General features: G+C 30.4%; 14 protein-coding genes. 11 read left to right on the top strand and 3 right to left on the bottom strand.

The window, feature by feature from the left end; translation table 11 throughout:
• Positions 1 to 12: 12 nt before the first annotated feature.
• Genes PMT9312_RS08720 through PMT9312_RS08710 form a run of 3 tightly spaced genes read left to right on the top strand, consistent with a single transcriptional unit; the run spans position 13 to position 3139 of the window.
• On the top strand, positions 13 to 912 hold the full coding sequence (locus PMT9312_RS08720; RefSeq protein ID WP_011377233.1) for an alpha/beta fold hydrolase: 900 nt from the start codon (positions 13 to 15) through the stop codon (positions 910 to 912).
• Positions 913 to 921: 9 nt separating this feature from the next.
• On the top strand, positions 922 to 1776 hold the full coding sequence (locus PMT9312_RS08715; protein WP_011377232.1) for a galactose mutarotase: 855 nt from the start codon (positions 922 to 924) through the stop codon (positions 1774 to 1776).
• A gap of 13 nt (positions 1777 to 1789) precedes the next feature.
• The gene (locus tag PMT9312_RS08710; protein ID WP_011377231.1) at positions 1790 to 3139 is read left to right on the top strand and encodes a four-carbon acid sugar kinase family protein; all 1350 of its coding nucleotides are present in this window, start codon (positions 1790 to 1792) and stop codon (positions 3137 to 3139) included.
• 2 nt (positions 3140 to 3141) lie between these two features.
• Here the strand turns inward: PMT9312_RS08710 and PMT9312_RS08705 are convergent, their stop codons facing one another.
• On the bottom strand, positions 3142 to 4566 hold the full coding sequence (locus PMT9312_RS08705; RefSeq protein WP_011377230.1) for an NADP-dependent isocitrate dehydrogenase: 1425 nt from the start codon (positions 4564 to 4566) through the stop codon (positions 3142 to 3144).
• Positions 4567 to 4778: 212 nt separating this feature from the next.
• Between PMT9312_RS08705 and PMT9312_RS08700 the strand changes: the two genes are divergently transcribed.
• From PMT9312_RS08700 to PMT9312_RS08680, 5 genes are read left to right on the top strand one after another with little or no spacing between them, the layout of a single operon-like run.
• The gene (locus PMT9312_RS08700) at positions 4779 to 5210 is read left to right on the top strand and encodes a hypothetical protein (RefSeq protein ID WP_011377229.1); all 432 of its coding nucleotides are present in this window, start codon (positions 4779 to 4781) and stop codon (positions 5208 to 5210) included.
• Positions 5211 to 5267: 57 nt separating this feature from the next.
• Positions 5268 to 5978 (top strand): heme oxygenase (biliverdin-producing), encoded by a 711-nt coding sequence (locus PMT9312_RS08695; RefSeq protein WP_011377228.1) that lies wholly within the window; start codon positions 5268 to 5270, stop codon positions 5976 to 5978.
• A 5-nt stretch (positions 5979 to 5983) separates the two neighbouring features.
• Positions 5984 to 6694 (top strand): 15,16-dihydrobiliverdin:ferredoxin oxidoreductase, encoded by a 711-nt coding sequence (locus PMT9312_RS08690; RefSeq protein ID WP_011377227.1) that lies wholly within the window; start codon positions 5984 to 5986, stop codon positions 6692 to 6694.
• A complete protein-coding gene (locus PMT9312_RS08685) occupies positions 6695 to 7456 on the top strand; it encodes a phycoerythrobilin:ferredoxin oxidoreductase (protein WP_011377226.1) in 762 nt (253 codons plus the stop codon).
• Between the two features lie 32 nt (positions 7457 to 7488).
• Entirely contained in the window at positions 7489 to 7962 is a 474-nt protein-coding gene (locus tag PMT9312_RS08680) for a low molecular weight protein-tyrosine-phosphatase (RefSeq protein ID WP_011377225.1), read from the top strand.
• Between the two features lie 2 nt (positions 7963 to 7964).
• On the opposite strand, the gene PMT9312_RS08675 is transcribed toward PMT9312_RS08680, so the two are convergent.
• Complete coding sequence (locus PMT9312_RS08675) at positions 7965 to 9497, bottom strand: bifunctional pantoate--beta-alanine ligase/(d)CMP kinase (protein WP_011377224.1); 1533 nt, start codon at positions 9495 to 9497, stop codon at positions 7965 to 7967.
• Between the two features lie 98 nt (positions 9498 to 9595).
• Here PMT9312_RS08675 and purM point away from each other — a divergent pair, with 98 nt between their 5' ends.
• From purM to PMT9312_RS09640, 3 genes are all read left to right on the top strand, one after another.
• A complete protein-coding gene (gene purM / locus PMT9312_RS08670) occupies positions 9596 to 10639 on the top strand; it encodes a phosphoribosylformylglycinamidine cyclo-ligase (protein ID WP_011377223.1) in 1044 nt (347 codons plus the stop codon).
• 132 nt (positions 10640 to 10771) lie between these two features.
• Positions 10772 to 11416, top strand: a complete 645-nt coding sequence (locus PMT9312_RS08665) for a hypothetical protein (protein ID WP_011377222.1) — start codon at positions 10772 to 10774, stop codon at positions 11414 to 11416.
• The gene (locus PMT9312_RS09640) at positions 11403 to 11570 is read left to right on the top strand and encodes a hypothetical protein (protein WP_011377221.1); all 168 of its coding nucleotides are present in this window, start codon (positions 11403 to 11405) and stop codon (positions 11568 to 11570) included. The genes PMT9312_RS08665 and PMT9312_RS09640 overlap by 14 nt, the downstream gene beginning before the upstream one ends.
• 261 nt (positions 11571 to 11831) lie before the next feature.
• Here the strand turns inward: PMT9312_RS09640 and PMT9312_RS08660 are convergent, their stop codons facing one another.
• On the bottom strand, positions 11832 to 12014 hold the full coding sequence (locus PMT9312_RS08660; protein ID WP_036923847.1) for a hypothetical protein: 183 nt from the start codon (positions 12012 to 12014) through the stop codon (positions 11832 to 11834).
• Positions 12015 to 12464: the final 450 nt, after the last annotated feature.

Here is a 12464-nt window from a genome sequence, read left to right as displayed (position 1 = left end):
GACTTTCAATAAATGGAAAAATCAGCTCTGTTAGATAGTGATGTTAATTATGACTGGAATTTCTTAAATTACCCAATACATACTGTTTCTGCTAAGCCTGAGCAAACATCAAAAGAATATGCAATTTTACTAATTCATGGTTTTGGGGCCTCTACGGATCATTGGAGATTCAATATCCCTATTTTGAGTAATAAATACGAAGTTCATGCGATGGATTTACTTGGTTTTGGAAAAAGTCCTAAGCCTCAAGATGTTGAATACTCAGGATCTTTATGGAAAGATCAGGTTGTCGCTTATGTAAAAGAGAAAATAAAAAAACCTACAATTATTGTTGGAAATTCATTAGGTGGTTATGCGGCATTAGCAGCTGGTTCAGAATTAAATGAACTAAACGCAGGAGTGATATTACTTAATGCTGCAGGATATTTTAGTGAAGAAAAAACTATCAAGAAGAATATACTGCAAACTTCAATTGAAACAGTTGCAGGCATATTTTTAAAAAATGTTGTTCTTCAACGTTTGATTTTTGAGAATATGAGAAATCCAAAAAATATAAAAAAAACTTTGAATCAAGTTTATGTTGATAAGAAAAATGTTGATGATTTTTTAGTTGAGTCAATAAGAAAGCCTTCGCTAGATTACGGCGCTTTTAATGTTTTTAGAAGTGTATTTAACCCCTCGGGTCCTCAGGGATTGCCGTTGGATAAGTTATTTGCAAAACTTGATTCACCATTATTACTCCTTTGGGGTGGCAAAGATCCTTGGATGAATACTCCAAAAAAAAGAAATCTATATAAAAAGTTTACTCCGAAGTATACAAAAGAAATTATTCTTGATGCTGGACATTGTCCTCATGATGAAATACCTGAATTAGTGAATCAGCATATTTTGGATTGGGTTGATTCTCTTTAATTAACAATTGTGCAAATTAAATTATTTAATATAGACGAAGGAATTTTTGTCTTCCAATTAGATCAAAATAACTATATTAAATTTTGTCCTGAAAGAGGAGGTGTTATTACAAATTGGGTTTCGGATGGTAAGGAGATACTTTATTTCGATGAAAAAAGATTTATGGATAAGACAAAAAGTATTAGGGGAGGCATTCCAATATTGTTTCCAATTTGTGGAAATCTCAATACCTCTAGTTCAGTATTTGGAAAAGATTATTTGAAGTTAATGCAACATGGTTTCGCTAGGGATTTGCAATGGCAATACTTTTTTAATGAAAATGAAAAATCTTTATGTTTATTTTTAAATGAATCTAAAACAACCAGGAAATATTATCCTTTCGATTTCGAACTAAGAATAAAGGTTACCCTAAAGATTAACTGTTTAGAATTTGAAATTAATATCCATAACAAAACAGAAATTGCAATGCCTATAAATTTTGGATTGCATCCTTATTTTAATATTTCAGATTTCAAAAATTTAGAGTTTATTTATAATCCACTTAATTGTCAGAATCAAGAAAAAAACATCATAAGTAATACTTTAGACGAATTAAACAATATTAATTTAGGAGTTGATCTACTTATGTATACTTCTGGTAAGAGTGCTTTTCGAGATAAAATATTTAAAAGACAGGTAACTTTAAATCATCCATATCCTTTTGACCTAGGCGTTATTTGGAGTGATCCTCCAAGAAGAATGATATGTCTTGAACCTTGGACTAGTCCCCGAAATTCTTTTGTTGATGGATTTAGAAACATTATGATTCCTTCAAATGATAGCCAAAGGTTTGATGCCTCTATAGAAATAAAATCTCTTAAGTAATGACACAATTATTATGAAATTTGTTGTTATTGATGATGATCCAACAGGCTCTCAAACTGTCCATGATTGCTTATTACTTCTTAAATGGGACTGCCCAACTTTAGTTAAAGGTTTTGAATCTAAATCTAATTTATTTTTTATTTTGGCTAATACAAGGTCACTATCGGAAAATGATGCGAAATTAATAATAGAAGAAATTTGCAGAAATCTTAAGACCGTCATAGCCTCTCAATTTTATGAAGAAGAAATTATTTTCATAAGTAGAGGAGATTCTACGCTTAGAGGACATAACTATTTAGAGCCAAGTGCCCTAAATAGTTGCTTAGGTCCTTTTGATGCTACTTTTCATGTTCCAGCTTTTATAGAGGGTAAAAGATTAACAATTAATGGATCACACTTTGTCGATAAAACCCCTATTGATAAAACAATTTTTGCAAGAGATACAATATTTGGATATGAGACAAGCAATATCAAGAATCTGTTATTTCAGAAGAGTAAATCGAAATTAAATTTAGATGATATTCAAAATCTTTTTTTGTCAGATCTAGAAATTCTGAATGATGAAGAAAATAATATTATTTTTAAAAAACTAAAGAACTTAAAGAATAATAAACATGTAATTGTAGATGTAGAAAATTATTCTCAAATAAAAAAATTTTCTTTAATAATTAAAAAATTAACTAAACAAAAAAAATTCCTTTTTCGAACTGCAGCAAGCTTTATAAGTTCAATTTCTGAGAAAAATAGCGTTCGTCAGGGTGAGACATTTTTTTCTAATTTAAGAATAAGAACTAAAGAAAAATTTTTTCTTCCAGGACTGGTAATTGTTGGATCTTATGTGGAACTTTCAACAATTCAATTGAAAAATTTATTAGAGATAAGCACTTGCAAGCCAATTGAATTAGATGTTTTTGAATTTTTTAAAATTTCTGCATCAGAGAATAATCAGAAGAAAAGGAATTTGTTTAAAAATAAATTTTTGAAAGAAATTAGATTGTCTTTTGAGCAAGGAAAAACTCCTGTATTATTTACTTCAAGAAAATTTATGTCCTTAGATTATTCTGAACAATTTAATTTTTATAATTCACTTGCTTTTTTTATTGCTGAATTAGTAGCAGATTTGAAGTATGAAATAGGATATTTGGTTTCAAAAGGCGGAATAACAACAAATGTGATTCTTAGTGACGGACTGAATGCAGATTATGTTTATCTTGAAGGACAGATTTTAACAGGCATTTCTGTAGTGACTTGCAATTTAAAAAATGATGAAAAGCTTCCTATCATTACACATCCTGGAAACATTGGCACTAAAGATTCACTTGTTAATATATGGAAAGTTTTGGAAAATAAAAATACTTGTTAAAATTAGAAATTTGAGATAATTTCTTCAGCAAAACTGCTGCAGGATAAGGGTTCTACTTTAGGTTCCATTAAACGTGCTAGATCATAGGTGACTTTTTTTTGCTCTATTGCCTTACTTAAACCATTAGTAATTAAGTTAGCTGCTTCATTCCAACCAAAATATTCAAGCATCATTACACCACTTAGAATGACTGAGCCTGGATTAATCTTATTTAAGCCTGCATGTTTTGGCGCAGTACCATGCGTAGCTTCGAAAATTGCTGCATTATCTCCAATATTCGCTCCAGGAGCCATACCTAGCCCACCAACAATTGCAGCAGCTGCATCAGAAACATAGTCTCCATTCAGGTTTAATGTTGCAAGAATTGAATATTCTTGAGGTCGAGTTTGAATTTGTTGAAATATACTGTCAGCTATCCGATCATCAACAAGAATAAGTTCTCGCCATTTCCCATCTCCATGAGTATTTGATATTGATGCAATAACTTCTTTAATTTCTTCGCAAATGAATGCTTTTTTGTTATTGGTAAGCTTGTCAAAACCTGGTTCAATTTTACGAGCATTATTTTCAATTGTAATTTCTGGATTTTTCTGAATATTATCTAAAATCCAGCTTTCTCTTTCTGTAATGCAATCTTCTCTAAATTCATTTACTGCTAATTCATATCCCCAATCTCTAAATGCACCTTCGGTATATTTCATGATATTGCCTTTATGTACGAGAGTCACATGCCTTTTATCTCCTGATAATTTTTTTGCATGCTCAATAGCTTTTCTAATATGTCTTTGGCTACCAAATTTACTAACTGGTTTTATTCCTATTCCAGACCCTTTTGGAATTGACCTATTTTTTAAATTATTACTACTTGGTATTACAACGTTATTTAAGTGATTAATTAATTCAAGACAATTATGATCTTCGGCTTCCCATTCGATCCCCATGTAGATGTCCTCAGTATTTTCTCTATAAACAATAACGTCCAGATTTTGAGGGTTTTTGTGAGGGCTTGGAGTTCCTGAATAATATCTGCATGGTCTAACACAGCTATATAAATCAAAGATTTGTCTTAATGCAACATTAAGTGATCTAATGCCTCCTCCGATGGGAGTTGTTAAAGGACCCTTGATGGCTACACCGAAGTGTTTAATTGCTTCAATAGTATCTTGGGGGAGATAGTTATATGTTCCATAAAGTTCACAAGCTTCATCTCCTGCATAGACTTTAAACCAATTAATTTTTCTTTCATCTCCATAGCTTTTTTTAATCGCTGCATCAAGAACAATTTGTGTTGCTGGCCATATATCAACTCCAGTTCCATCACCCCTAATAAATGGAACAATTGGATTATTAGGAACATTAGGCTTGCCGTGTTTGAAAGTTATTATTTCTCCTTGATTAGGTAAATTTAATTTTTCAAATTTTGGCATAGCATTGAATTAAGAACAAAGATAACTCATTAAAGTTCTTCGTATTGTAATTTGTGATGAGTTATTTTCTTTAAAAGCTAGAAATTTATTATTCAAATGTGAATAGAGAATACTTTGTTGATCAGCATTTCAACATCTTTATTAAAAGAAAAAGTATTTAATAAGCAAGTTAAAGGAAATTATGTCATTTTCAAAAAAACACTTAGCTATTTATGAATGCTAGTTCAAATGTAAGTAATGTTGAAATAGCTAATAAGATTGCTACCACTGCAGCTTTGTTTCGGAAATATTTTCCAGATGCAAGTGTAAATTTTAGTCCCTGGGAGAATTCAAATAATGAATCTATGAAGGATACTATTGATTTTGCGTTTCATTTCCCAGGTTGGAGTCCTCTCATTGAATGTAGAGCAATACTCCTACAATTAAGAATTGAAGATGCAAATAATAATGGAGTCCCAAAATTGTTAGGAATAATAATGCGAGGTATGATTGTTCCCTCCGAGAGATGGAGAGTGGCTACTATCGGAGAGTGGGAAATGACTGGTACTCATTTACCTCAAAAGGAGCAGAAAGATAATCTTTTTTTGGTTTGTAAAGAACTTTATAAGTTATTCTCTACAACATCCGCTAGTAACAAAAATTAGCTGTTTTATGTATTTTCCTTGTAGATTAAATACACATGTAAAATTAATTCAAAATAAATGGCAGTCGCTCTTGCAGGACAACTAAGAGAAGGGACAAAAAAATCCCACACTATGGCAGAAAATACTGGCTTTGTGGCTTGTTTTTTAAAAGGTGTTGTTGAAAAGAAATCTTATAGAAAATTAATTAGCGATTTATATTTTGTTTATGAGGCTATGGAAGAAGAAATTGAAAGATTGGTCCATGAGGAACACCCTGTAATAAAACCTATTGGTTTTAAATCATTATTCAGGAAAAAAACCCTTGAAAATGATCTTAAATTTTATTTTGGTGATAACTGGAAGAATCAAATTAATATTTCTCAATCAGCAAAAGAATATGTTGAAAGAATCCGTTCGGTTGCAAAAAATTCGCCAGAATTATTGGTTGGTCACCACTATACACGCTATATAGGAGATTTATCTGGTGGTCAAATTTTGAAAAGGATCGCCAAAAAAGCATTAAATTTGGAGGGAAATAATGGTTTAAGTTTTTATGAATTTGATTTAATTGAGGACGAAAAGAAATTCAAGGAAGAATATTCCCTTACTTTGAATCAACTTCCAATAAATCAAAACACTGCTGATCAAATTATTGATGAAGCTAATCAAGCTTTTACTTACAATATGAAAATGTTTAAAGAGCTTGAAGGTAACTTGATTGCAGTTTTAGGCAAGATTGTATTTAATTACATTACAAAAAAAGCTAGGAAGGGAAGCACTGAGACTTAGTATTTATGTTTGATTCATTAGTTGATTTCCTTAAAACCAATATTGATGAATTAAATGGTCATGAACTGCAAATATCTAACGAATTTAAAGAACATCACAATAAAGACTCAAAATATATTATTAAAAATTGGCTTTTTTCATCTCCAGAATATAGAAAGTGGCGAATAACTAGATTAGACGGCGGCAAAAATATTCAAGTTTTTAATACGGTCGCATATCCAAATTTTGATAGTGAATTGCCTATCCTAGGAGCTGATATTTTATGGTTTGGAACTGCTAAAAAGTTATTAGCAATTCTAGATTATCAACCTTTAATTCAAGAAAACAAGTATCTCGAAAAGTATTGTTCAAGTTTAGGTATGATTAAGAAAAAATATTCTGCATTTGATAATAATAAAATGAAGAATATCTACGATTCAAAAAAGTATTTCTCTCCATGGGTAATTATATGTAGAGGCAATAAATTAAACCTTGATAGAGATTTAAATGATGTATTCCATGCATTTATAAATAATTATTTGAATCTTAATAAATCGAATCCTGTTAATCAATTTTTAAACTTAGAAGAAATAAAGATTAATCAAATTAAATACGATAAGTACAGTTTTGAAAAAGACCCTGCAGATAAATTGTTTAAATCTTTTTTTGGAGAAAAATGGACAAAAAAATTTATTAATAAATTTCTTTTTACATTAAATAATGAGATTATTCTTTGAATGTTAATAGAAGATACTATTTTTTATAGACCAGATTGGAAATGGCATAATTTCCTAAAATATCTAGTTAATAATTTAAGTAAATATAACTGTTTAGAAAAAAAAATACCTTCTGAATACTCTTACAAAGATTCAACTTACGGTTCAAAAAAATCAAAAAAAAATGTGAATCTCTCTACTTGGGGTGTAACTCATAAAAAAAGAATTCAATTCGCAAGAGCAGTATGCATAAATAGTCCAAATTATTCTGTTTTAAATTTTTTAATTATTCCTAATACTATTTATAATGTCCCATTTTTTGGAGTAGATTTTGTTTCTCTACCTAATAGTCATTTATTAGTATTAGATTTTCAGCCTTCATTAAAAATACAAAATCAATACAATAATGAGTTATTAGAAAAACTTATAAAACTCAAAAATCATTGTCATTCATCACTTCCATTAGCTGAAAAAATGTCTGCAGATGTAGCTCGATTTTTTTCTCCAGGAGTAATCTGGTCAAAATTACCAAAAGAAGAAAGAAGTGATTTTTTAATTGCTAATCAGCTTTATACCTCATTTAAGGAATATCTTGATTTGTATTTGGAAATTCTTTTCGAAAGCCAGCAAGTTAATTTAAACCTACAAAAAGAATTAATAAATGGTCAAAATAATTATTTGAAATATAGAATAGATAACGATCCAGCTAGGCCAATGTTATCCAGTTTGTTTGGTAAGGAATTTACTGAATCTTTAATTAAAGAAGTTTTATTTACTACTTAAACATCTTATAATTTTATAAAAGGTGAGATGATATGAAAAAAATTTCTGTTCTTTTTGTATGTTTGGGAAATATTTGTAGGTCTCCTGCAGCAGAAGCTATTTTTATAAGTCTACTTGAAAGGAAAGGATTAACCGATGGCTTTATTGTAGATTCTGCTGGAACTGGGAGTTGGCATATTGGGAAAAAAGCTGACTCTAGGATGAGAATTGCTGCAGAAAGAAGAGACATAAATATCTTAAGTAGGGCTCGTCAAATTACTAGCAAAGATTTTGAGGAATTTAACTATATTCTTGCGATGGACGACTCAAATTTTCGAAATATTCAAGATCTTAAAAAGAGAACATCTTCAACTGATTTTGCATCAATTAAAAAAATTCAAGATTTTAGATCAGTTTTTAATGAGCAAGAAGTTCCTGACCCCTATTTTGGAGGTGATGACGGCTTTGATTATGTTCTTGATATATTAGAAGATTCTGTGAGCGGCTTTTTGGAAAGTATGTCTTGAATTTATCGGATCTGAGTCTCTTTAGGGATCTTGTCATTATAAAGATCAATAATTTTATCTACTACCTCATTAATTGAACATCCATCCGTAATAATTTCTATTGCGTCATTTGCTTTTATAAGAGGTGAGATTTCCCTATTAGAATCTTCAAAATCTCTTTTCTTTATAAGTTCTTTTAATTTATGAAGGTCTATTTCTTGTGAGTCTTTACTTTTTTTGTCAGACTTTCTTCTTTTTGCTCTTTCATCTATGCTTGCAGTTAAAAATATTTTAAGTTCTGCATCAGGAAAAACAGTAGTTCCTATATCTCTTCCTTCAGCTACTAGTCCGCCTGATTCTCCAATTTTTCTTTGTTCTTCTACTAAGAATTCTCTGACTTCTTTAATGGAGGAAATTTTAGATACTATCGAACTTATCTCTTGTGAACGAATTTCTTCAGTAACACAGTAATTATTAATAAAAACATCCTGTTGTGAATTTGTATTTGACTTGAACACAATAGAAATATCTTTAAGGATATTCTGCAATTTTTTTTCTTCTTTATAATCAATATTTTCTTTTATTAAGAGCCAACTCAATGCCCTATACATTGCTCCAGTATCTAAATATAAAAGTTTAAGTTTCTTCGCTATTAACTGTGTCACAGTACTTTTACCTGACCCTGCAGGGCCATCTATTGCAATAATTGGACTTCTTTTCATTAGAAAAACGTGATCAATTAATCTTGTCTCTCCACATCTTATCGCACCAGCCAATATTGAAATATTGTCCTCAACTTTTGATTCTTGAAGGGTATAAGGGTGTAAATGTTCTAAATATTCAATTGAAATTTTTTGTGCTGACAGCTTTTGAATTATTTCTTTTAAATTGATCTTTTTTTCTTGTTGAAAATTTTCTTTTGCTACTAATAATTCATGTGAGAAAAATCTAATTAATTTTCTTTCGTTATTTGATAGATGTACATTACGAGAACTTAAAGGAATTCCATCAAAGTCTCTCTGAGTAGGAATAGATTTAATAGCTACATCCAATTTCTTTGTTAAGACAAGATTTTTTAATATTAATAGTTGCTGCCAATCTTTTTCTCCTAAATAAAGATTTTTTGGCTTGATGAGATTAAGTAATTTATAAACTACAGTACAAACGCCATCAAAATGTCCAATTCGATTTAACCCACATAATGACGAAGATAACTCTAAGGGAGCTTTCAGGAATGTAATATTTTTATTATCCGATGGATATATCTCTTCAGTACTAGGGATGAAGATGACATCTGCGCCATTCTCAAAGGATATTTTAATATCATTGTCAATTGTTTTAGGATAATTCTCTAAATCTGACTTGTTATCAAATTGAAGTGGATTAACAAATATACTTACTAAATTAACATTGGAATTAGCATTTTTTGCTGTTGATATTAGGGTTTTATGTCCATTATGAAGATTACCCATTGTTGGAATGAAGTTAATATCACTATTTATATTTCTTCTCCAATTTTTTATTTCTTCTGTTTTCCTTATGATTACTTTCTTCACTTTGTTTTTAAAAAATAAATCTATTTGATAAATAATTACTGGACAAAAGCAATCTTCGGAGGAATATCTATATAGGGAAAGTCTATCATTTTTATTTCATGGATTACAAAACATCAGGTGTTGATATAGAGGCTGGGCGAGAATTTGTTTCCGAAATTAAACAGGCAGTTGAAGGAACGCATACATCTAATGTGATTGACGGTATTGGTGGGTTCGGAGGTTTATTTAGAATCCCTGTCGATAGTTTTAAAAAACCAGTTCTAGTTTCAGGAACTGATGGTGTTGGAACAAAATTAGAATTAGCCCAAAGTAAAAACTTTCACTTTGAGGTTGGTATTGATTTGGTTGCTATGTGCATGAATGATATTATTACTTGCGGCGCAAAACCTTTATTTTTTCTTGATTATATCGCTACTGGCAAGCTTGATAAAAAACAATTATTGCAGGTTGTTCAAGGAATTTCACATGGCTGTGGAGAAAATAACTGTTCATTACTCGGTGGGGAAACTGCTGAAATGCCAGGATTTTATTCAAATAACAAGTATGATTTGGCAGGATTTTGTGTAGGAATAGTTGACGAGGATAAGCTTATTAATGGTAAAAAAATATCAGAAAATGACTTAATAATTGCTTTAAAAAGTAATGGAGTTCATAGTAACGGTTTTAGTTTAGTAAGAAAAATAATTCAAAACAATAATCAATTAGATAAAGAATTTGAAAAAGTTTCTCACTTAAATTTTTATGATGAGTTATTGAAACCTACAAAGATCTACAATAATGTTGTTAATCAAATATTATCCGAAAATATAGAAATTAAAGCAATGTCTCATATTACTGGTGGAGGTATTCCAGAGAATCTTCCAAGATGCATACCTTCTGATTTTATTCCTTATATCAACACCAATTCTTGGGAAATACCAATTTTATTTAAATTCCTAAAAGAAAAAGGGACGATTCCTGAAAAAGATTTTTGGAATACTTTTAACCTTGGGGTAGGATTTTGCTTAATTATTGATAAACAATTTAAAGATTCAATATTAAATATCTGTAAAGATCATGATATCGATAGTTGGGAGATTGGAAAGATAGTTCGAAAAAATGATTCAACAATTAGTAAATTTTTGCCTGAAATTTTAACTTAAGTTTTTTTTAAAATAATTTAAATGAGTTTTAAAAAATTTTTTATACACAAATGAAAAAGTTAGATGTAATATAATAAGATTAGCGCCGAATTATATCGGAAGTTTAAGTATTAAGATTTAACCTTTAATTCAATGCCTTTTGCAAATAATCAAAGAATTACACGTAGACGTAGTTCAGCTGGTCCTACACCTCCAAAAAGACCCTTGGGTAATAATTCTGAATTTAGTGGAAGACAGGCTCAAGGTCCAAGACCTACTTTTTTGACACTGAGGGATCATGGGAAGGTTTTTGTTGCTGATTTACCTAATTTGTCCGATGGTCAATTAGCTCATATTAGTAAAGAAGCTAATGAAGTTTTAAATAGCTTGGAAAAAAGGCTTAATGATCTTGAGAATGAGCCGAATAGTAGTAATCCTGAAAACGATACGCTGATAAAAGCCTCTACCAAAAGAGATGTCACACTCAGGTTTATTAAATCCATAGAAGAAGAACAAGAACATAGGAAGAATAATCCTGCTTTGAGAGATGCTGCTTCTGAATCATTACCGAGAACTTTTCTTGAGGTTGCGAGACATAGATTGCCAGGTGCAACTTTTGATTCACTACTTCGAGAGGCTCTTGAAGCATGTGCAGTTGATGAGAGTGCTGAAGAAAATCAAATTATTGATGAGCCCAAAGAAACTGTCAAAATTATGGACATACCCTCTTCCAACACAAATGCTTCACTTGTTGTTAGTATCGATCCTAATGACACTTCCAAGAATGACTCTATTTGATTCAAAACAAGAGTTAATAAGTTTAAAGTTTAATAATAGTTCAAAAATTAATCCTCCTTCAAAGAAAGATCCTATTTTATGTACTCATTGCAAAAGGACAGCATCAAATGGGGTTAGATGTCTAGGAATGTGTGTAGCAGATAATGATTATTAAAACAGTTCAAATGTATATATAAAATAATCTGAAGAAAGGCGGCACCCAGATTCGAAGTGGACATAATAGTGTAAACAGTCCCTTAAACAGTGCTTTTTGAGCGGTATTTTATTAAGTTGCTGACCAGAATTAATAATATCTAACTAGGAAATTAAACCACTAATTTCAACTTTATTTTTATCAAAGTCGGAGTAGAGATTGTTCTTTGAGAGAGTCCAAATCAAAACTGAGATCAAGTAATTATTTACTCGTAAAGCGAGTTCAGTCGCAGTAAATTAAACAATTTTGATTTGTTGGATGTTCTCTACATTCTTTCTCCCAAAAGTTTTGAAACTCAGGGTTGCATTTCTCAAGTTCTTTTGGGGTTTCGTTTAGATTTAATCCTGCATAATTAAACGCAGTTAAGTATCTTGGAAGAATGTTAAATTGATTGAATAGTTTCATAAGACCTCCTAGATCTATATCTATATTGTCCTCCTATTAACTTGAAATTCATAGAGTATTATTACCCGAGTAAAAGTGCTTTGTGGTTGTCACGACTATCTTTTCCCATTCACTAGGAGTAGAAATAATTCAGGAGTCAAAAGCACTTCATCGACTTTGTGGACAGGGAGGTGCATACGACTCGAAGAGGGCAAACAAATACCCTCTTATTTTATTTTGGAACTGAATTAGTTTAATAATGTGGTGGTTCTGAATATTCGGCATTGCTGGATGAGTTAGAACATAAATACTAACTTCCATTAGAAATTATCTGGAATTTTGAATACTTTTTTAATACTAACTAAACTTTAAGGAATAAATTTTCCTCTGTAGTCAGCAAGTGAGATAATAAAATTATTACAAATATTTTGGAATCAAAATTTGGTCAACTTGCCGACCACTAATTCGTCT

It is taken from the genome of Prochlorococcus marinus str. MIT 9312 (genome assembly GCF_000012645.1).
GTDB lineage: Bacteria > Cyanobacteriota > Cyanobacteriia > PCC-6307 > Cyanobiaceae > Prochlorococcus_A > Prochlorococcus_A marinus_L.
Note: the sequence above shows the minus strand (reverse complement) of the source record. Positions and strands in the feature narration are given on the sequence as shown.